We start from the raw sequence: 20,806 nt of genomic DNA, 5'->3' as shown, positions 1-20,806 counted from the left end.
CGCTCGGGGTATAGGGCGTCGATCGAATACTGGATGGGCGTTCCGCCACCGGACACCACACCCGGAACCCCGCGCCGCCACCGGACACCACACCCGGGACCCCGGTTCAATGTCCCGTAAGGAGCCCGCCGCTGCACGGCGCGCTAGGCAAACAGTTCCTCCGCGCCGGCGCGGTCCCCAACAGCGCACGAAGCACCGTCGTCACGCCCCGAACTGTTTCGCTATCTCCGTTACAGTTTCCGCGAAAATCTCGGCCGCCCGGCCAGCGCCCTTATTCCCGATGTCCCCGCCCGTGAAACGCTGGAAACGCACGGCGGCGACGCCACCCGGCGTCGCAAACACCTGCATCCGGAACTTCACGTGGTGCTTACCAGCACCCGCGAACGGCCCCAACAACGCCGTCGCTCCCAGCGACCCGCGCTCCACATCGGCCTCCCACGGGCCGTTCTGGGTCACCGTCCAACCCTGCCCCCACAGGTAGTCGTGAATCGCATCCCGGGCTGCAAGGGGCTCCAGGCCTGTCTCGATCTGGTCGAACTTCGCCAAGGTCCCTCCATAGTCGTGGTCGATGGATCCGGATCACACAACCGTGCGCATAACAAGCAAGCAAAAGAAATAGGAGCAGCGGCGGCGACACCAACGCCAACGCTAACGCGAATGTTGCCGCCGCTGCATCTCCACCCTACTCGGTCGCCAACGCCCGCAACACCGGCATTCGCGCGGCCCGGATCGCCGGCCACACGGCCGCGACCAAACCAACCAGCGCGGCGAATAGGATCATCCACGCCAGGTTGAGCCACGGGATCGACAAATCCGTGAAGCCGGATGACTCGAAGACACTCGGCATGGCGGCCGCCACTCCGACCCCGACGGCCAAACCGCCGACGGCCCCGAAAACCGCAATCAGGACCGATTCCAGGACCACGACCCCCGACAGTTGCAGCCGCCCCATTCCAACGGCTCGCAGCAACCCGATTTCCCGCGTACGCTCCATGATCGACAACGCCAGCGTGTTCACGATCCCCAGGATCGCAATGATGATCGACAACGCCAACAGTGCGTACAAAACCGTTAGCATCTGTTGTACTTGATTGGCCAGCGACGTGCTGTATTCGTCCTTGTCCATCACCGACAGCACGACGTAGGGTTTGAGCACCCCGGCAATCTGCGCTCGCGCCTCGTCCTGCCCCGCGCCGTCGACCGTCCGCACAAACAACGAATCGATGTACCTAGACCCGGTAGGCACGTGCTCCTGATACCACTGTTCGGGAACGATGATCGCCGCATTCACGACCCGCAGATCTACGACCGCGGCGACCGTCAACCGGTACGTTTCCACGGTGCCGTCCGCGGCCGCCAACCCGACGGAAATGACCGACCCCGGCTCCCAACCGTTGAGTTCCGCTGCCGCCTTGTTGGCCACAATGTTCTCGCCCGCAAATCCCGCCAGGGATCCCGAAACGACGTCAGCGTCCACGCTGTTGGGTATGACATCGCGATCGATGGCGACGATTCCGCCTTCTTTGCCCGCGATGGTCCCCGTGATGTACCAAACGGCGTCAACGGCCCCGACATCCGGCAGCTCGCGCAGTTCCGGGACCACGGCGCTGGGAACCCCCGTGGTGTAGTCAGCACTAGTCACGACAAAGTTAGCCCGCAGCGAATCATCGATAAGAGAGCCCACCGAGGCTTGGACGGACGCCGCCAACACCGAGGCGGCCCCCACCAGAGCCATCCCAATCATCAGCGCCCCGGAGGTCGCGGCCGATCGCCGCGGATTGCGCGCAACGTTATCCGCGGCCAACCCCCCGACGGGCCGCAGCATCCTGCGCCAGGGAAACGACAGAACGGCGACTATGGGCCTGGTCACTGCCGGTGCCATAACCAGCATTCCAACCAAGATAGCCGCGCCACCAAATCCTAGCCACGGACCACCGCCACTGGAGCGGGTCGTCGCGTAGGCGACGCCACCCACGCCGCCCGCCACCAGAACCGCACCTACGACACCGCGCAAGATAAGACCCGATTCCTTGATGGAAACCACCTCGCGCATCGCGTCGACGGGCGCAACGCGGGCAGCCTGGCGCGCGGGGATGGCCGCCGAGACAACGCAGACCAACACCCCCGTTGCCACGGAGACCGCAACCGTCGTGGTGTCCAACGGGACCCGAGACGACATCTCCATGCCCATGGTGGCCATGACCGCGCGCAGCCCATACACGATTCCCACTCCGCCACCGATGCCGAAAGCCGAGCCGATCGCGCCGATGATTGCCGCCTGCCCCACGACCGACCCGAAGACCTGCCGCGGGGAGGCCCCGACCGCCCGCAGCACCGCGATTTCCCGCAACCGCTGGCGCACAACCATGGTGAACGTATTCGCAATGATGAAGCCGCCAACGACCAGCGCCACTGCCGCGAAGACGATGAGGAAGGTCGAGATGAACCCCAGGGCGGATTCGATCTGGGCGCTCGTCTCATCGCGCAGCTCTTGGCCCGTTACCACCTGCACGCCATCGCCCGCTAGGGCATCCGCCACCTCGTCGCGCACGCTCTGCTCACTCGCACCGGCCGCGCCGTAGACCGCGATATCGGCCACTAGGCCGTCCGGGGCGAACGCGGCGGTCGCGGTCTTCAGGTCCAGTCCAACGATGTTCGCACCGGCAACCGCCGCCGGAAACTTCCATTCGCCGACGACCTCGACCTTGGTGATCGTCCCGCCAAGAATGATCGTCGTGCTGTCGCCGACGGCCAGTGAGGCAGCAGCCATGGTGGTCGACTCGAGCATGATTTCTCCCGGCGCGGTCGGCAAACGACCCGCCTCGGCCGTCATGGAGGGATCCGCGGGATCCACGCCGTAAGCGATCGTCGGCGAACCCCCGCGCGCCGCCGCGGTCCCATCCGCCTTGACGAGCACCAGCGTGCCGGCGATGTTGGGAATTGCGGCGCGGACGCCGGGCAGCTGTGTCAGGTTTTCAGCCAGGTCGGCCTTGATCGATGCACGCGAGGACGAGGCCCCCGTCCCCTGCTGCGAGTTGCCCGATTGGGTTGCCTGCGCGTTGTCGGCCGCCTCGCCGCGCACGTAGGCCTGGGCTATGTAGGCCGAGTCGACGATGTTGTCGAACGTCGTGGACATCATTGACCGCAGCAGGAACGTCCCGCTCACGAATGCCACGCCCAGCACAACGACCAACACCGACATGCCGAACCGTACCGGGTGGTCGCGCACCGAGCGCCAGGCGATCTTGCCCATCACCGGGCATCACCCGCACCCCGGGCGGCGGCGGAAGCCGCGCCGGACGCGCCGCCCGCACCGCCGGACGCGCCGCCGGACGCGCCGCCCGCACTTGCGCGCGCCCTGGAGCGCTCCGAGAAGGTGCGCAGTGCCTCGATGACCGAGTCGACGCTCGGTGACGGCAGGTCGCCCACGATCGCACCGTCCGCCAAGAAGAGGACCCGGTCAGCAAACGCCGCCGTTCCCGGGTCGTGGGTTACGACCACGACGCTCTGCCCCAACTCGTCGACCGATTGGCGCAGGAACGTCAGCACTTCCCGCGAGGAGACGGAGTCGAGGTTCCCGGTGGGCTCGTCCGCGAATACGACGGAGGGCTGGGTGATCAGAGCCCTGGCGCAGGCTACGCGCTGCTGCTGCCCGCCAGAAAGCTCCGCGGGCCGGTGCCCCAAGTGGTCCCGCAACCCGACGGCGTCGACCACGCGTTCGAACCATCCCTGGTTCACGTGCCCGCGCGCCAGATCAACGGGCAGCGTGATGTTCTCCTTGGCCGTCAGGGTAGGGATGAGGTTGAAGGCCTGAAAGACGAAGCCCAGGCGAGTGCGCCGCAGCTTGGTCAGTTGCCGCTCGTTGAGGGACGAGATCGTCTCGCCGTCGACAACGACCGTCCCGGCAGTGGGACGATCCAGTCCGGCCATGCAGTGCATCAGAGTCGACTTGCCGGAACCCGACGGACCCATGATGGCGGTGAATGTTCCCCGCTGGATCGAAACATCCACGTTGTCGAGCGCCACGACCTCGGTGTCGCCACTGCCGTAAACCTTGCGTAGCCCCGTCGCCGTGGCAATCGAATCCGCAGGCGCGGGCCCCGCCGAACCGCCCGCGTGCGCGGGACCCGCCGAACCGGCCACGTGCGCGGGTCGTTGGTGCGATACTGCCATTAGTTTCTCCCTCATAGAGCGCACCGCCGTATGCGATCAGGCGACGCAGAATTGACTCTCGATTTCCACAGCTAGTCTGTCAGCAGTTCGCGGCCAGGGCCTATCGGGGATGACCCTGACGCATCCCTGGTTCTGGCCCGCCCGCCCCGCGGTGCGCCGGGCGGGGCGGCGCCGCGGGCGCTCGTCCCTAATCGTCGTAGTTGGTTGGAGCCTTCTCGGCCGCCGCGGCGGCCTCCATATCCGTCCGCAAATCATCGACGACCAACAAGGAACGATCTAATTGCTCCGTGCGGTACCCGCCGCGCGCCACCATGTGGGCCGCGACGGGAATGGTCAAGAACTGGAAAATGACGACCACGACCAGCATCCCCAAGACCGGCCACGAGCGCACGCGCAGCGCCTCGGCACTCAGCACGAGAAGCAGCCCCAGCACCTGCGGCTTCGCCGCCGCGTGGATCCGCGCCAGCAGGTCGGGAAAGCGCGTGATACCGACCCCGGCGGCCAGCGTCAGCACGCACCCTGCCAGCAGCAGAGCTGCGGCCAGCCCGTCGGCAAAGCTTGCGAAAGTCACTGGTCCCCCTCCAACCGGCGCTGCCGTTCCAGGCGTTCGCGCTCATCGGCGGCTTCTTCCTCGGCGCGCTGGCGCGCAAGCTCCAGTTCGACCTCGGCGGCGGTCTTAATCCTCTTGGATTCCGGCGGCTCGGCCGCCGCGAATCGGGCCACCACAACGGACGAAACGAACCCGACGACGGACAGCGCCACCAGGATCGGCAGGGTATCGACGCGCCGCGACCACGCGGCCTCAACGGCGATCCCGCCCACAAGCACCGTCGCGAACAGGTCCAGCGCAACGGTTCGATCGAGCATGGAGGGCCCCCGCTCCGCCCGCACAATCGCCAAAATGGCCGTCACAAACAGCGAAATGGCGCACACAATGTACACGGCCGTCATCGCGATTCACCCACCAATCCAGCTCGCTCCAAGTCGGCGCGGGATCCGATCGCGCGCAGAACTCGTCCCTCCAACTCCAAGGTGTCCGCGCGGACCTTTTCCGCTCCGCCCGACCCGGCCAGGTCCAAAACGTGGAGATAGAGCGTGCCCGTGAGGCGGTGCGCGTCCACGACCAACGTGCCCGGAACCAACGCGCAAATCTGCGCGACCGAGGTCAGCACCAGGTCGTTGGCGCAGCGCAACTTGACGCCGATGATCGCCCCCTTGGGCGTGTGCCGCCAGCGAAACGCCAGCACCGAAACGTGCCAGGAGGCGAGCACCAGGTCGACGTGGAATCGCGCTATGAGCTGCAGCGCGGGCCATGGACGCAGGGTTCCGGAAAACCGAATGCGGGTCATGGGGAGCGCGAACAGGACCGCGGCGGCGATCAACGCACCGCCCAGGAGGTTACCGACGCTCGGGTCCCCCCACAGCAGCGTCCACAGAACGATGATCGTGATAACGGAGGCAATCGAGGCGCGCGCACCTCGCCTGCGCGGGGTCACATGCATCAGGCACCTCCCGTAAGAACGCTCGCGACGTAGGTATCGCGGTGAATGAGTTCTTGCGCGGTGCGGCCCGCGTAGTCGTAGAGCGGACCGGCCGCGAACGTGATCGCCACCACGAACGTCAGCAGCAGGCCCGTGGGGACGACCATGGTGCGCGGGACCCGTTCCGTGGGCAGTTCGATGGTGGGGGCCTGCCAAAATGCCTTATTCCAGGCCTTGACAAGCGCATACAGCGTGAGCAGTGAGGTCACGACGGACCCCACCACCAGCACCATCGCAATCGGCGTCCCGGCCGCGACGCCCGCCTGCAACAACCCCAGCTTCCCCAAGAATCCCGACAACGGCGGTATCCCCGCCAGCGCCAGCGCGGGGATAAAGAACAGGATCGCCAAGCCCGGCGATGCCTTAGCTAGCCCTCCCAGCTTGTCCAGGTTCGTGGTGCCGCCGCGGCGCTCTATCAGCCCCACGACCAGGAACAGGCTGGTTTGGACGGTGATGTGGTGGACGATATAGAAAACCGAGCCCGCCACGCCGAGCTGCGACGACAGCGCGATTCCGAACAGCAGGTAGCCGATGTGGCTGACCAGCGTGAAAGACAGCAGTCGTTTGATGTCCGACTGGGCGACCGCCCCCAGAATTCCGAGCACCATGGTCAATAGCGCCAGGATCATCAGCATCGTGTCCAGCCGCCCGTCGGGGAACAGCAGCGTCTGCGTGCGCATGATCGCGTACACGCCGACCTTCGTCAGGAGCCCCGCGAAGACCGCCGTCACCGGCGCGGGGGCCGTCGGATAGGAGTCCGGAAGCCACGCCGAAAGCGGGAAGATGGCGGCCTTGATCCCGAAGGCGAGCAGCAGAAGAAGCTGGATCGCGAGCGCCACGCCCGGGTCGATCTGCCCCAAGCGCTGCGCGAGTTGGGCGAGGTTGACCGTGCCGGTCGCCGCATAGGTCACCGCCAGCGCCGCCAAAAAGACAATGGACGAGGCCAACGCCACCACGACGTAGATCGCGCCAGCGCGGATGCGTTCTCCGGTGCCACCCAAGGTGAGCAGGACGTAGCTGGCGACGAGCAGGATTTCGAATCCGACGTAGAGGTTGAAAAGGTCGCCCGCCAAGAAGGCGTTCGATACTCCGGCGGCCAGGACAAGGTACGTCGGGTAGTAGATCGTTATGGGCGCTTCGGCGGTGCCGTCGGCGATATCTTGCCCCAGGGAGTAAAGCAGGACGCACAGTAATACGAATGCTGACACTGTCAGCATCAGCGCCGAGAGGCGGTCGGCTACCAGGGCGATTCCAAGCGGTGCCTGCCACCCCCCGACGTGCATGACCAGCGCGCCCCGATCCGCGCCGATGACGAGGAGCACGCCGACCACGACCATCGCGATCAGCGCCGTGACGGCGAGCAGGCGTTGGAGCTTGGGGACCTTCCACAGGGCGAGCGTCAACCCCGCTGTCAGCAGGGGAATCACGACCGGCAAGGGAACTAGCGAAATGGCGTTCACCGCTCGTCACCCTTCTGCCCTGCGCCCGGGCCCTGTCCCGTGCCGTCGTCGGCGGTCTCGTCGCGCACGTCTCGGGCCTGGTCATCCAGGAGAGTCCGGTCCGCGGTGTCGGTGTCCTCGTCGTAGACGCTGGGAGCGTTCTTGGCCGCCAAGCGTGCGATTCTTCGGTCCTCCAGGTCGTCCTGCACCTCGTCGTGTCCGTGCAATTGCCACGACCGGTAGGCCATCGCAAGGACGAACCCGACCATGCCCAGCGTGATCACGATCGCCGTCAACACCATCGCCTGCGGCAGCGGATCGCTCCACTCCGATTCGGTCCCGTTGCCGATGATCGGCGCCTTGGCGGCGCGCCCGCTGGATATGAGGAATAGCAGGTTGATGCCGTTCCCAACCAAAATGAACCCGACGAGCACGCGCGTGAGGCTGCGCTCCAGCATGAGGTAGACCCCGCCGATGACAAACGCCCCGACCGCGATCACCAGTGCTAAGGATGGAGCCGTGTCGATCACGACCGTACCTCCCCCTGCTTGTCGATTTCCGCTCCGAGCGAGCGCAAGATGTCCAACACCAATCCGACGACGACCAAGAACACTCCCACGTCGAAGAACAGCGAGGACACTATCTTGACGTCGCCGACCAGTGGCACCGTGAGGTGCCAGATAACGGACTGGAGCATCGAGTTCCCCGTCACCAGCGCCACCAGGCCTGTGCCAACCGATAGCACCAGACCGCTTCCGAGCAGCAAACCGGGCTGGACCGGGAGCGCGTCGGACAGCTCGTAGCGGCCCCCGGCCAGGTAGCGGATCACCAGCGCGATGCCCACGACCAGACCCGCCGCGAACCCGCCGCCGGGATTGTTGTGCCCGGAAAACAGGAGGAAGGCGGCGAAAACCACCAGCGGATGGAACACGATCCGGGTGACGACCTCGAAGATCAGCGAGCGCCTAAGAGGCGCGAGCGTCGGGACCGCGCGCAGCCACGCCGGCTTGCTGCCCGCGGGGACCCGCGTGGTCGCGGCGTCTTGGCGCCGCAGGGCCGCTGCGTTGTCGTTGACCCCCGCTCCGCCCCACACATTCACGTTGGACGCCGGGCCGGACAGGTCCTCGACCCGTTCGATCTGCGAGGTGCGCCGCCGCAAGAAGACCAGCGATGCTATGCCCGTTGCCGCCGCCAGCAGCACCGAGATTTCTCCCATGGTGTCCCACGCACGCGTATCCACGAGGATGACGTTGACGATGTTCTTGCCGCCCCCGTAGCTGTATATCTGGTCGGCGATTCCGCTCGACACCGGCAGATCCACCCGCGCGCCCGGCGCCACCAGCGCCAAACCCATCGCGACAACGCCCACCGCGACCGCGATCCCCAGGCGGCTCCACCGGCTGCGCGCCAGGGGCCGGTCCGAGAAATACGGCGGCAGCTTGCGCAGCACCAGCACGAACACGACCAGCGTGATCGTCTCGACCAGGACCTGCGTGAGCGCCAGGTCCGGCGCGCCGTGCAGGATAAACAGCGCCGCCACGGCGTAGCCGCCGAACCCGGCGAGCAGCACCGCCTTGAGGCGACGGCGGGAACGAACCACCAGCACGACCGCTATGCAAATGACGACCACCGGCATTATCTGCGCGAAGGAATCGAAGAGGCGGACTCGTCCGATGCCCTGGGACCGGGCCAGGGCGAATCCGCCTGCCAGCGCGAACACGGAGAAGATGACGCCCAGGTAGAAGGGCAGGGAGCCGCGTTGCGTGAAAGCTGTCGTGTCGGCGGCGAAGTCATCGAGTTTGCGCATGAAGCGCCGGTAGATGTAGTCGGCCTCGACCGGGGACCCGATACGTCGTTGAAACGCCTCGATGGGAGCACGCGCCGCGAACAAGAGCGCACCGACGCCCAGCGCCGCAATCGACCCGAACAGCGCGGGCGTCAGGCCCCCCCATAACGTGAGGTGGCCGCCGTCCCCCGCGGGATAGGAGTTTGCGTAGGGGCCCAGGATTCGCTCGGTGACGTGCGGAAGCAGGCCCACCAGCAGGCTCGCGGCCGCGAGGATCGCGGGAGGGATCACCAAGAGCGCGCCCGGCTTCTTGATCGTCGCGGGGTCGATGCAAGACAGGTCCTCATCCGGGTCGGCCGCCTGCGCGGCCCTGCCTGCGCCCTCCGGCTTCGACGCGAATGCGCCCCACCAAAACCGTAGGCCGTAGGCGACGGTCAGGATGGATCCGGCGACTACGACCGCGAACAACAGCCATCCGGCCACGGCACCGCCCGCCGCGACACCGCCGTGGGCGAACGAGTCCATCGCCGCTTCCTTGGCGACGTATCCCGCAGTCGGGATCACCCCCGCCATCGAGGCTATGGCGATGCCGGCCGCCACGGCGAGCACCGGGACACGCTTGCCCACTCCGGTTAGGCGGCGCAGATCGCGGCTGCCCGCGGCGACATCGATTGCGCCCGTTGTCAGGAACAGCGTCGCCTTGAACATGGCGTGCGCGCACAGCAGCGCCAGCCCCGCCAGGGCGGCGGCCCGACTGCCCGCGCTCAGGAGAAGCACCAGCAGGCCAAGCTGGCTCACGGTGCCGTAAGCGAGGATCAGCTTCAGGTCGTGTTGACGCAGCGCCCGGTAGCCACCGAGGAGGAAGGTTGCCGACCCGAGGGTGAGGGTGAGAATGAGCCAGGTGCGGTTGTCGGAATACCCCGGAGCGAAGCGCGCCAGCAGGTAGACCCCCGCCTTAACCATCGCGGCCGCGTGCAGGTAGGAACTGACGGGCGTCGGCGCCGCCATCGCCGCTGGCAGCCAAAAGTGCATGGGGATGAGCGCGGATTTGCTCGCGGCACCGACGATGACACATACCAACGCCGCCGTGGTGACCGATGTGTGCGGATGGCCCGCGATCAGGGTTTGGAACGAGTAGCCGCCCGCTACCGATTCGCCGAACAGAATCAGCCCGACAAGCATCGTCAGCCCGCCGGCCGTGGTGACAACGATCGCCTGCATGGCGGCTCGCCGCGACGGCTTGCGGTCCGAATAGTGGCCGATCAGCAGGTAGGAAAAGACGGTCGTCAATTCCCAAAACGTGAACATCACCAGGGTGTTATCGGCCGCGACCAAACCGGCCATGGCGCCCGCGAACGCCACAAACACGGCGCCGAATCGGCCATTACCTGCGGCCTTCGGGGAAAAATAGCCCGCGCAGTAGACCAAGACCAGGGCGCCGACGGCTCCCACGATGAGCAGCATCACCCACGAAAGGGTGTCGATCCGGAAAGTGAGTGAAAGGTCGAGAGTCGGAACCCAGCGCACGCTCGAGACCACCTGTCGCCCCGCCAGAACCGGCGCGGCGATTGCGGCCGCGTATGCGGCGGTCGACGCCGGGGCGAGCGCAAGGGCGGTGAAACCGCGCCTTCCGAACCGACGCATCACGGTGGGAGCGAGCAGCGCAACCACGACGTGGAACGTCAGCACGTAGAGCACAGGCATCTTCCCGTCGTTAGTTTTGAACTAGGTCACGCGCACCGGGCGCGAAGTGAACCTGCCCCGGATACGGGCAAACTCGGCGGTGATCAAAGTTTATCAATCAAAGGCGGGCTAACCCACCGGAAATCCGTCGTAATCGAGCACAAATCCGCCCGCCGCGGCCGTGAAGGCCTGCTCCAACACTGCGATTACGCGATCCGCGTCCGCGCGCTCGGCCAAGAGTTTCGCGTCCAGCGTACCCGCGTGCACGCCCTCGAGGTCCGAAGACTCCCACGCCAACCGGTACGAAACGCAACCCGTCGATAGCTCGCGCGCTCCGCGCAGCGCGGGCGGTATCACCTCGACGACGCCCGCCTCGACGATCACCGCGCCGCCGCGCCCCACCGGGACCGCGAGCGCATAGCCGTTCGAACGCGCGCCGCCGGCCACTACCTGGCGATCCTGCGCGGCGACGATCCGGTGAATGGCCTCGCGCTGGTTGGCGGTGAGAATGCCCGGGGCGTGCGGCGCGGCGGCGACTGGCGCCACCCAGCCCCACTCGCGTTCGGTCACCATGAGTGCCGCATCCGCGGCGGCCTGCTGCGCAACCGACAACGCGGCGGCCGGGGTGAGCCAGACGGGAGTGTAGATCCACCTATCGAGGTGCCGCAGAGGGTCCACCCGCACCGCGGTGGGCCGGGACGCCCACGTCCCCTCGCCCGTGGCGGGCTCCGCGTGCAGCCACGCGGGCAAGCCGTAGGGGGCGCCCGCCACCACGGGCATCCGTCCGAGGTGGCGCGCCGCGCCGAGCAGCCAATCAAGCATCCGGCGTTCCTCGCGGCACGCGTCGGTATTCCCCAACGCCGCGCGCACCCCGTCCGGATCGGGCAGGGGAAAGCCCGGCCCGGGTTCGCGGTCCCACTCGGTGTCGAGAATCAGCGCGCCGTGGGAGGCGGGGAACTCGTCCCTCAATGTTGCGAGCAAATCCTGATCCGCTATGCTCGCGGGCTCCACCCACGCCAGGGCGCTGTGCCTGCTGGCGACGGCCTGCCACTGCGGGGCGACCCGCGCGATAGCACCGGTGGCCGCGCGCGCCTGCGCCCACGTGGCGGATTTCCGCGTTCCCACCAGGAGGGCCTGGGCGAGCCTGGCGACGTCCCTGGGCGTCACCGCCTGGGGGGTAGCCAGGACGTGCAGTGCCCGCCGCGGCGACACCTAGACCTCGGTGCGGTGGAAGTTCTGCCACGACCGCGAGGCCGTGGGACCGCGCTGCCCCTGATAGCGCGAGCCGTACTCGCTGGACCCGTACGGATGTGCGGCGGCGGACGAGAGGCGGAAGAAGCACATTTGCCCGATCTTCATTCCCGGCCACAGCGTTATCGGGAGGGTCGCGACGTTGGAAAGCTCCAGCGTGACGTGCCCGGTGAATCCGGGGTCGATGAATCCGGCGGTCGAGTGCGTCAGCAATCCCAGCCGCCCCAGCGACGATTTGCCTTCCAGGCGCGCCGCCACGTCGTCGGGGAGCGAAACCTGTTCGTAGGTCGAAGCAAGTACAAATTCCCCGGGGTGCAATATGAACGAGTCCCCCTCGCCGACTTCCACCATCCGGGTGAGCTCCGGCTGCTCCTGGGCCGGGTCGATGAACGGGTACTTGTGGTTGTCGAACAGCCGGAAGAACTTGTCGAGGCGCACATCGATGCTCGACGGTTGGATCATCGTCGGATCGTATGGGTCGAGGCGCACGCGGTTCGCTTGGATTTCGGCAAGGATGTCGCGATCAGATAGCAGCACGCGTTACACGGTAGTCGCGCCCGGCGCGGCGGGCAACGCTACGCGGCCCGGACGGGCGGGCGGGCCCTATGCACGGCGGGGTCGTCGGGCCTTGCTATACTCGTGGATGCTCGGTGCGTTTGCCGGGCCGCGCGGATGTAGTTCAATGGTAGAACTTCAGCTTCCCAAGCTGACAGCGCGGGTTCGATTCCCGTCATCCGCTCCAGTTAGGCCAATCGGCGCCATGCCTACTTCGCGAATCGCATCGCGAATCGCCTCGTCCGGGACATCATGCAGATCCGGGTTGAACGCCGGCGCGCTCAGGCCCGTCAGGAACATCGCCCCCTTCACTTTAGTTGCGGGCTTTGGCGTTGGCCCCACCGCTCAACCAGGCCAACCGGGTGTGCGAGCCGCGTGCGGGATTAACCATTGCGAGTGCCGCACCTGAGATCGGGCCACACCGGGGAGTGCCGGACGCGCGAGCGCGGGGCACAAGAAACCGCGAGGGCCCCTCGAATCACGGTTTCGAGGGGCCCTGCGAACACCGCTTGGTCCGGCTGCCGTAGCAGCGCTGACAACACCTCTGTGACGAGTGGCTCCGAGACGGGCGTCCCGAACTTGCGATGCGATCTCCCGGACGCGGCGCGCCTCCGTAGCGTCACCCGCGGCACCTTGCGATGACGGCGAGCCGTTCTCCGATTGATCGAGCCCCTTTCGCACCGCCGCACCGATTCGCCAAGCGAAAGGCACCGCGGTGGCACTCGAAGAGGGACTACCCCCATAGTTTTATCCCCCACCGGCACCCATCTGCAACCGGGCGTTGGTCCCGCCGCAATCAAAACGCACGCCGTCCACACAATTCCACAGGAGATTCGGCATCCGCGCGTAGATACCCACACAGGTGTGGATAACATCTGTGGACAAATTTCGGACGAGTTCTCTCGATTCCACGGAACATGACAATCGGTGGGATGATGTCACCATGCCGAAGATCATTGGGGGGTCCCTGCGCGAGCACCGCGAGCAAACCCGCAACCGTCTCTTCGCCGCGCTTTCGACGCTGATGACCGAACGCGGCTTCGACGCCATCTCATTCGCCGACATCGCCGCGGCCGCGGGCGTGGGACGCACGGCGGTTTACAACCACTTCCCGGACAAGGAGGCCCTTCTCATCGGCTTCATTGGGCACGAAACCGAGCAATACCTCGGTTCCTTGCAGCGAGCCCTGCGCGATGTCGATGACCCCGTGAGTCAGCTTCAGACCTACGTTCGCGCGCAACTGGGCCTCAAGCGCGTGTTCCACCTGGCCCCCGGGGCCGACCTGCGCACCGTGTTGTCCCGCTCGTCGCAGCAGCGCCTGCGCGATCACGTGGTGCAGGTGGAAGGAATCCTGACGAACATCATCGCCACCGGCGTCGAGCAAGGAGTTTTCCCCGCGCAGGACGTGCCAACAACCGTCTCACTGGTATCCGGCTGCCTGCAAGGAAAACAGATCCCGGAGCGGGATCCCGAACGAACCGCGGCGATCAAGGCCACCGAGGACTTCGTGCTCCGCGCGGTGGGCACCAGCTGACACCACCCTCTGGACGATCCCAGGGTTTCGTGACATCATGTCATCTCGATGGCGACATTGTGTCACCATCTTCCCGACCCGACGCCCTGCCCTGAGGTGATCCAGTGCACCCGACCGTTCCTGCCCCGACCCTCTCGATGCCGTTGTCGGCATACCTGCGCGCCAGCACCCGATCCGCACACGAGACCGCGGAGAACACGGGCTTCATTACCCGCCTGATGGGCGGCGAGCTGGGCATCGACGCCTACGCGGACCTGGCCGCCCAGCAGTATCCGATATACGCGGCCCTGGAAGCCGCCTCCCAAGCCATGCTAGGCAACGAGCGCGGAAGCGCTCTGGTATTCGCGGAGCTTGAGCGCACACCGGCGATCCGCCTCGACCTCGCGTTCCTGTATGGGCCCCAATGGGAAGCGAATCTGGACATCCTAGGCCAGACGCGCGAGTACGTTGCCGCCATCGAAGAGATCGGTGACGACGTTGCCTCCTACGCGGCCCATGCCTACACGCGCTACCTCGGCGACCTCTCCGGCGGGCAGATCATCAAGCGCATGATGCAGCGGCACTATGGCATGCACGAAGACGGGCTGGCCTTCTACACGTTTGACCAAATCCCCAAGGCAAAGCCGTTCAAGGACATCTACCGCGAGCGCCTGGACGGCCTTGACCTCAGCGCCGCCGAGCTGGATCGCGCCGGGGCGCAAGCGCAGCGCGCCTTCGATCTGAACACCGCGATGTTTGCGGCGCTGGGCGCCCGGCACTAGGCGCCGACCGGGCTAGGACGCTAGCGCGAGGCCGGCTTTCCCTCATCCGTGTCGGCGAGCTTGGCCAGCATCGCGTTGTAATCCTGGAGTTCACGGTCCCCCGCACGGTCGGCCTGCCGATCCCGCCGGCGGGCGGAGCGCTCGTCGGATTTTGCCCACCCGTACGCCACGAAGACGGCCAGCAAGAATGTTGGAATCTCGCCGATTCCCCACGCTATCTCACCGCCTTGGATCTGGTCGTCGAGCGCGCTGGCGCCCCACGGCCGCCCCATCCACCCGAACCAGTCGGCGACGAAGAGGTTGTCTGAACTCATGATCGTCACACCGAAGAACGCGTGGAAAGCCATGGTCGCAAGGAGCAGCACCAATCGCAGCGGGTAGGTGGGGCGCTTGACGCCCGGGTCGATCCCCACCAGCGCGTTGGCGAACAGGTACCCCGCCAGCGTGAAGTGGATGACCATGGCGGCGTGCCCGACCGAGGTGCGCAGGGAGTATTCGAACGCGGGTGTGTAGTAGAAAACGATCATTGATCCGGCGAAGTTGCAGGCGGCAACGATCGGATTCGCGAAGAATTGCGCCCACCGCGAATGCACGAGCGTGAGGATCCACTCGCGCGGCCCGCGGGACTGATCGTGCCGGGTGGGTAGCGCCCGCAGGGCCAGCGTGATCGGCGCGCTTGCGACCAGGAACAGCGGTATCACCATGGCCAGGAGCATGTGCTGGAGCATGTGACCGCTAAAGAGGATGTGCCCGTACACCGCGGGCCCGCCGGACGTCACCCAGGCAAAGACCACCATCGCCGTCGTCCAGCTGGCCAGGCGCAGGGCGGGCCAGTGGTCGCCGCGGCGGCGCAGCCGCAGGTACCAGGCCCAGTAAACTACCAGCCCGGCAAGCGCCAGGGTGCCGAACAAGACGTCCGGCCACCACTGGGTGAAGTAGTTAGCGAGGTTCGGTGCCGGCGGGAGTTCGTAGCCGGTGATGAGCCAGGCAGCCGTGATGTTCGCCGGGGGTAGGCCCTGGTTCGGCGGCGCGCTCGATGCCAGGGCAACCGCGAGGCCCGACACGGCTCCCATCATCGCGATTTCGACGGCAGCGAGCCGCCAAAAGACCGCGCCCACGGAACGGATGGGCCCGCGCAGCACCCAGCGCCGGTGGGCCGCGCCGCAACCTATGAGTACGGCGAAGCCGATTGTCTTTGCCAGGAGCAGTAGGCCGTACTTGGTGCCCAAGTCGCTGACCGAATTCAATCGCAGGATCCCGTTCGCGACGCCGGAAATGGCGACCGCCACGCAGGCCCACAGCGCCACGGTCGAATACCGCCGCAGCGTCACCGCGAGTTGCCGGCCGTCAATCGCCCGCAGCGCCCACAGCGCGACCATGCCGATCAGCGGACCGATCCAAGCGCAGGCGCCGACAAGGTGCACAAACATGGCAACCACGGCCGTGTGGTGGCCCGTCGCCGAGGCCGAATGACCGAGCGTCGCCGCGGCCGCGAGCGCAACCGAGGACAGCGCGAGTCCCCATCCCGCTCCCGTTGGGGTGGACGAGGCCAACGCCACCAAAACCACGATTGCCGCGGCGATCGGTACAACGCTGAGCGCCACGCCGCCCTCCAGCTGGGTGACGAACTTCTCGATGCCGGCCGCGAACCCCGGGTCCGAAAGCGGCAATCCCATGGTGTTCGACGCCGTGAGGATCAGTTTCGCCGTGGCTGCGATAGTCCACGCGACCCCGGCGCAGCTCGCCACGACGAGCGCCATCCGTTGCGTCGAACGGGTGGGGACCAAGCCGGCGGCAAGTAGCAGCCCGCCAACGGCGGCTGCCGCGGCGATGTCATCGAGGACATCAACTATGGGCAAACCGAACCGGGTGATCGGGCCCGCGTCCAGCAGCGCCGCCGGCTGCAACGCCCCGGTCCATGCCGCGGCCACCAGGGCGATCGGCAGCGCGAGGAGCACGCCTAGCACTATTGGCAGGTGGCGCGATGGGGCGGTTCTATCTCTCACGCCTCCAGGGTAGTGGTAACGTGCGGCCGGCGGCGCCCGCGCGGGATTCGCCACAGTGCCACGCGAAATTCACCCGCCCGTCGACCGGCCTTAACTCGCGGTTGCTAAACCGGTTCAGTATCGTGGGTGACACCGGTGATCAGGGCACCCGCAAAAGTCCACCGACGGGGTCTAGCCAAGCTTGCCCAAGCGCCGCCACGGCCCCACAAAGACGGGCGACTTGTGGTGACCTGTTGCCGGCGTGCAGCAATGCCGCTGCGCCTCACAATCCAAGGAGTTTCGACCTCATGACCTTCGCGACCACGAGGGGCAGCCGCCCGTTCAACCAAGCGCCCCGCGCGCTCGTGGCACTAGCAGCCCTCTTCTCGGGCCTGGCGCTGGTGGCGCCGACGGGAGCCAGCGGGATCGCATCGGTATCTCCCGCGGAACCAGGCGTCAAGGCCGTGGCGGCGCCCCTGCGCGAGGGCACCGCGACGGCCGCCCCGCGGCCCCGCGCCGCGGACCTGGCAATGGCGGGAGATTCCCAGCAACGATGGCAGTCTTTGGCTGGCTCGCGCCTCGTCCTCAACTCTTTTGACCGATACGCCAAGGGCGACACGAATCTCACCAAGCGCGACACCGAACTGGATCAGACGTGGGGCGCGAACCTGCCCGCATCGGGAATGTTCTATGCGAACGACAGCGCGCTGAAATTGCCCGGAATGATCGCGACGTACCTGGCGCCCGCAAATGACGGTGCGACAACCGCACAATCGGTCACCCTCCCTTCGCCTTTCACCGCAGAACAGGGGTGGACCACCAACGGCAAGGTCACCGCTTCCGCCAGCGGCTCCGACACCATCGTCACCGTCAATTCCGGGCAGAACTACGGAAGCCTGATTCGCAGCATCACGGTCGACCTGGATGCGACTGCCCTACTCGCGGTCGATATTGCTGCGCTTTCCGATGGCGCATCGTGGGCCTTCGAGGTCGACGGCAAGAAGCTCATGCCAACAGACTCGACGGTTACGGGCAAGCACACCTACGATCTGCGCGCGCTCACGGGTCTGACCGGCAAGCAAGCACTCGAATTCAAGATTTGGGCCGCTGGCGGCGCCGGCAAATCCGTAACGGTCCGCACCCTCAAGCTCATGGCCGACGACCAGACGACCAATCCCGCCTACGGCAGGGCCGTGCTGTGGAGGGACCGGTTTGCTTCGACCGATGCGTGGCAGAGCGCCAGCCAGCAGGCGACCATCTCCGGCAATGGCGGCCAGGCGATCGTGGCTATCAAGGATTCCGGCAAAACCTATGGTTCAGTCACGACCGAGATCAACGTGGCCGTCACCGCTACCACTAAGATGGCGCTGCGCGTTGACGCGGTGACGCACAAGTGGTCGCTGACCTCGTATATCAACGGATCGTCGAACGCCCCCAATCTGGTCGGAGGCGACCGGACGGACACCGGTTGGGTCACCATCGACCTTGCCCAGGTGGTGGGAACCGGGCAAAAGAAGTTGGACCTGCGGCTCTTCACAACGGGTGCGAGGCCCTCGGCGGTTGCGCTGGGAGACGCGGTGATCTGGGACGACGCAGTTGCGAGCGAGTGGACGCCCGATCATTCGCTGGTGGTCGCGACGGAAACCGCGCCCACCTGGAGCCCCAGCGCCGAACGGTTCACCGCCTCCTATGAAGGTGGCCAGGCGCTCACGGGCACCGACGTGTTCGCGGACTTGGACGCTGTGACGCGCCGCATTGATGCTACGGGCGCCGCGGACCGGATTCTGGTGGGTGGCATCACACAAGGATCTATGACGTGGAACCCATCCACGCGCCAGATCATCACCGGCACCGCCGATTACGCGCAGGCAATCACGATCCCGCCGGGCGCCACCGTCGGCTTTGGGAATTCGATAGCGGGCGCGACGGCCGAACAACCGGTCGCCTCCGACCGTGCCTGGGCCGTCACCATGGACCCCGGTACCGTATTTCAGGTCGGGATCGCGCTGAGCCCGATCAGCCGCTCGCAGACTTACGCGTCGAACATGACCGCATCGAGCGCGCGCGAAACCGCGGCTCAACGGTCCGCGGCCGCGGCCGCGATCGATGTCGCGGGTCGCATCGCGGACCTGGACGGGGCCTGGGACGACTTCCTCGCGCGGGTTCCCGCCCCGGCAGACTTTTCGCTCCACGAAACCAAGGCCTATGGCGTCACCGCCGATAGCGTTCGCGCCGCGTACTACCGCGCCTGGATCAACCTTGAACAAAACATTTTGCCTGCCACCCCCGAAACGAACTCGCTGAGCCGTCAACTCGGAACGGGCAAGGCATCCGGATGGATGTCGGGCATACCGGGAGCCAAGAACGTGGCAACGTGGGACACGCTGGTCGGCTTGCAGGCGTTGGTGTATGCCGATCCGCAGGCCGCGTGGGAGTCTTTCACCGGGATCATGAACTTTGTGCAGCCTGAAGGCAGCGCGTATGCGGGCGAGATCACGAATGATCCCACCCAGGGCGGCGAGGTACTTCCGAGCCGCAAGGCGCAGACCGCGTGGGTGCTTTACAACGCCACCGGGGACCGGGCCACATTGGAAGAAATCTATCCGGCGCTGACCCGCGTCCTTCGCTTCGCGAAGACTAACCTGCACTGGACGGTCAAGGACCGCGGTATCTACAACTACGACCAGCGCGATTCGGAATTCGTCACTTCGCTGATCATCGACTTGGACTATGCGCAAAAGATATCGGCCCTGTTGGGCAAGTCTGCCGACGAGGCCCAGTGGCAATCCGACCAGCAGTACCTGTATCGAAAACTCGACGACTGGTTCATGCAAAGCGGCTCGTTTGTGCAAAAGGTAAAGCTCGCAGGGAATTCGGACGACGACGCCGTGCAGCAGGTTGTGTCCGCGGGAAACGCGTCGGTCGCTGCCACGTCCCTGGCCCTGCCCGGGTTGTCTGCCGCAACGCGGGCGGCGCTTCTCGATCGATTCGAAGGCGCTTACAACGGCGGTGACTATCAGTGGGCCGGGCTGGGCGACAACCTGAAGGGACCGAACGCCAACTACATAGTTCGCGCGTTGCTCGACACGAGCAATGTCTTAGGCGGAGCCACGAAGGCAACGGCGTTCACCGAGGCAATTATCCGCGATGTCGTGCGATCGGGTTGGTTTGCAGAGGTGTATCAGGGCGACGGCAACGGCACCAGCGATAAGCCCCTGGTAGATGGCGTGCGGCCCTCCCTATTCGGCATCGCCGAGTTTATTGACTCCGTGTGGGCCTCCAATGGGTACCGCCTGTCAAGTGGCGAACCGACATACATCCGGCTCACGCAAGACCGCCGCGGCGGCATCGATGGCCTGACCATGGGCGGCAAGAGCTACGCGCTTGCCCTCACCGAATCCGGCATTGAATTGACGGGTGATGCTGTTGATTCGACGCGACCCATCGCGATCCCCCTTGGCGTGGGGCAATCCGCCGGTCTCCCCGCAACTCTGCCGGACCCGGAGCCCGCTGATCCCGGCGACGGCGGAGGTGACGGCGGCAACGGCGGCACAACACCCGGCGACGGCGGAGGCGACGGCGGCAACGGCGGCACAACACCCGGCGACGGCGGAGGCGACGGCGGCAACGGCGGCACAACACCCGGCGACGGCGGTAGCACAGGCGGGGCATCCTCCACGAAGCCCGCGGTGAAACGAATAAAACCGCGAGTGAAGATCGCGGTCAAACAGATCAAGCGGACCCGCAAGGTGCGAGTCACGGTGCGCGTCATTGCGCCCGCGGCGAAGCGGATTGGCGGCAAAGCCACCGTCAAGATCGGGAAATCGAAGAAGCGCACCGTCAGGATCAACGCGAAGGGCACAGGCAAGATAACGATGAAAGCGAAGAAGCGCGGAAAGCAGAGGGTGCGGGTGGCGTATCGCGGGACGCCCACGCTCAAGAGCGCGCAGGCCTCGCGGACGATGCGCGTGAGGTAGATCAGCCGTGCGCCCCGCGCCCGCGCACCCTTTGGTGGGGGCGGGCGCGGGATACCAGGACTCGTCCATCAATCTTCCAGCAAACGCTCCGCGGCCTTTGCGATACTTGTCGCAGACCGGG

Annotated in this window: 15 protein-coding genes and 1 tRNA gene; 4 read left to right on the top strand and 12 right to left on the bottom strand. The window is 66.2% G+C overall.

Annotated elements, in window-relative coordinates; genetic code table 11:
* Window positions 1-201: 201 nt before the first annotated feature.
* From FB389_RS07220 to dcd, 11 genes are all read right to left on the bottom strand, one after another.
* On the bottom strand, window positions 202-546 hold the full coding sequence (locus tag FB389_RS07220; RefSeq protein ID WP_142112312.1) for a hypothetical protein: 345 nt from the start codon (window positions 544-546) through the stop codon (window positions 202-204).
* A 136-nt stretch (window positions 547-682) separates the two neighbouring features.
* Complete coding sequence (locus tag FB389_RS07215) at window positions 683-3,253, bottom strand: ABC transporter permease (RefSeq protein WP_246043689.1); 2,571 nt, start codon at window positions 3,251-3,253, stop codon at window positions 683-685.
* Window positions 3,253-4,173 (bottom strand): ABC transporter ATP-binding protein, encoded by a 921-nt coding sequence (locus tag FB389_RS07210; RefSeq protein WP_142112309.1) that lies wholly within the window; start codon window positions 4,171-4,173, stop codon window positions 3,253-3,255. Before FB389_RS07210 ends, FB389_RS07215 begins: the two co-directional genes overlap by 1 nt.
* Window positions 4,174-4,360: 187 nt before the next feature.
* Window positions 4,361-4,744 (bottom strand): monovalent cation/H(+) antiporter subunit G, encoded by a 384-nt coding sequence (gene mnhG / locus FB389_RS07205; RefSeq protein WP_142112307.1) that lies wholly within the window; start codon window positions 4,742-4,744, stop codon window positions 4,361-4,363.
* Window positions 4,741-5,124 (bottom strand): MrpF/PhaF family protein, encoded by a 384-nt coding sequence (locus FB389_RS07200; protein ID WP_142112305.1) that lies wholly within the window; start codon window positions 5,122-5,124, stop codon window positions 4,741-4,743. The genes mnhG and FB389_RS07200 overlap by 4 nt, the downstream gene beginning before the upstream one ends.
* Window positions 5,121-5,675: a Na+/H+ antiporter subunit E gene (locus FB389_RS07195; RefSeq protein ID WP_142112303.1), complete on the bottom strand. Its 555-nt coding sequence runs from the start codon at window positions 5,673-5,675 to the stop codon at window positions 5,121-5,123. The genes FB389_RS07200 and FB389_RS07195 overlap by 4 nt, the downstream gene beginning before the upstream one ends.
* The gene (locus tag FB389_RS07190; RefSeq protein ID WP_142112301.1) at window positions 5,675-7,174 is read right to left on the bottom strand and encodes a Na+/H+ antiporter subunit D; all 1,500 of its coding nucleotides are present in this window, start codon (window positions 7,172-7,174) and stop codon (window positions 5,675-5,677) included. Before FB389_RS07190 ends, FB389_RS07195 begins: the two co-directional genes overlap by 1 nt.
* Complete coding sequence (locus FB389_RS07185; RefSeq protein WP_142112299.1) at window positions 7,171-7,683, bottom strand: Na(+)/H(+) antiporter subunit C; 513 nt, start codon at window positions 7,681-7,683, stop codon at window positions 7,171-7,173. The genes FB389_RS07190 and FB389_RS07185 overlap by 4 nt, the downstream gene beginning before the upstream one ends.
* Complete coding sequence (locus FB389_RS07180) at window positions 7,680-10,643, bottom strand: Na+/H+ antiporter subunit A (protein WP_246043576.1); 2,964 nt, start codon at window positions 10,641-10,643, stop codon at window positions 7,680-7,682. Before FB389_RS07180 ends, FB389_RS07185 begins: the two co-directional genes overlap by 4 nt.
* Before the next feature lie 108 nt (window positions 10,644-10,751).
* Window positions 10,752-11,789 (bottom strand): hypothetical protein, encoded by a 1,038-nt coding sequence (locus FB389_RS07175; protein ID WP_142112298.1) that lies wholly within the window; start codon window positions 11,787-11,789, stop codon window positions 10,752-10,754.
* Window positions 11,790-11,834: 45 nt separating this feature from the next.
* Window positions 11,835-12,410 carry a dCTP deaminase gene (gene dcd / locus FB389_RS07170; protein WP_142112296.1) on the bottom strand — a complete coding sequence of 192 codons (576 nt, stop codon included), beginning with the start codon at window positions 12,408-12,410 and terminating at the stop codon, window positions 11,835-11,837.
* Between the two features lie 131 nt (window positions 12,411-12,541).
* Between dcd and FB389_RS07165 the strand changes: the two genes are divergently transcribed.
* The 3 genes from FB389_RS07165 to FB389_RS07155 all read left to right on the top strand — a co-directional run bounded on the left by FB389_RS07165 (window position 12,542) and on the right by FB389_RS07155 (window position 14,723).
* Window positions 12,542-12,615: transfer RNA gene (locus FB389_RS07165), tRNA-Gly, on the top strand.
* Between the two features lie 756 nt (window positions 12,616-13,371).
* Entirely contained in the window at window positions 13,372-13,962 is a 591-nt protein-coding gene (locus FB389_RS07160) for a TetR/AcrR family transcriptional regulator (protein WP_142112294.1), read from the top strand.
* A 104-nt stretch (window positions 13,963-14,066) separates the two neighbouring features.
* Window positions 14,067-14,723 carry a biliverdin-producing heme oxygenase gene (locus FB389_RS07155; protein WP_246043575.1) on the top strand — a complete coding sequence of 219 codons (657 nt, stop codon included), beginning with the start codon at window positions 14,067-14,069 and terminating at the stop codon, window positions 14,721-14,723.
* A gap of 20 nt (window positions 14,724-14,743) precedes the next feature.
* Here FB389_RS07155 and FB389_RS07150 read toward each other — a convergent pair whose 3' ends face one another.
* On the bottom strand, window positions 14,744-16,729 hold the full coding sequence (locus tag FB389_RS07150; protein WP_246043574.1) for a bifunctional copper resistance protein CopD/cytochrome c oxidase assembly protein: 1,986 nt from the start codon (window positions 16,727-16,729) through the stop codon (window positions 14,744-14,746).
* Window positions 16,730-17,016: 287 nt separating this feature from the next.
* On the opposite strand from FB389_RS07150, the gene FB389_RS07145 reads away from it, so the two are divergent.
* On the top strand, window positions 17,017-20,685 hold the full coding sequence (locus FB389_RS07145; RefSeq protein ID WP_142112292.1) for a hypothetical protein: 3,669 nt from the start codon (window positions 17,017-17,019) through the stop codon (window positions 20,683-20,685).
* Window positions 20,686-20,806 lie beyond the last annotated feature (121 nt).

Source organism: Rarobacter incanus (assembly GCF_006715765.1).
Taxonomy (GTDB): Bacteria; Actinomycetota; Actinomycetes; order Actinomycetales; family Cellulomonadaceae; genus Rarobacter; species Rarobacter incanus.
The sequence above is the reverse complement of the archived record's forward strand: the minus strand, read 5'-3'. Positions and strand labels throughout refer to the sequence as shown.

Excerpts from the sequence above, each read along its gene's own strand:
- FB389_RS07215 (WP_246043689.1), bottom strand. The coding sequence starts at position 3,253 with ATGGGCAAGATCGCCTGGCGCTCGGTGCGCGACCACCCGGTACGGTTC.
- FB389_RS07210 (WP_142112309.1), bottom strand. The coding sequence starts at position 4,173 with ATGGCAGTATCGCACCAACGACCCGCGCACGTGGCCGGTTCGGCGGGT.
- FB389_RS07200 (WP_142112305.1), bottom strand. The coding sequence starts at position 5,124 with ATGACGGCCGTGTACATTGTGTGCGCCATTTCGCTGTTTGTGACGGCC.
- FB389_RS07195 (WP_142112303.1), bottom strand. The coding sequence starts at position 5,675 with ATGCATGTGACCCCGCGCAGGCGAGGTGCGCGCGCCTCGATTGCCTCC.
- FB389_RS07180 (WP_246043576.1), bottom strand. The coding sequence starts at position 10,643 with ATGCCTGTGCTCTACGTGCTGACGTTCCACGTCGTGGTTGCGCTGCTC.
- FB389_RS07160 (WP_142112294.1), top strand. The coding sequence starts at position 13,372 with ATGCCGAAGATCATTGGGGGGTCCCTGCGCGAGCACCGCGAGCAAACC.
- FB389_RS07145 (WP_142112292.1), top strand. The coding sequence starts at position 17,017 with ATGACCTTCGCGACCACGAGGGGCAGCCGCCCGTTCAACCAAGCGCCC.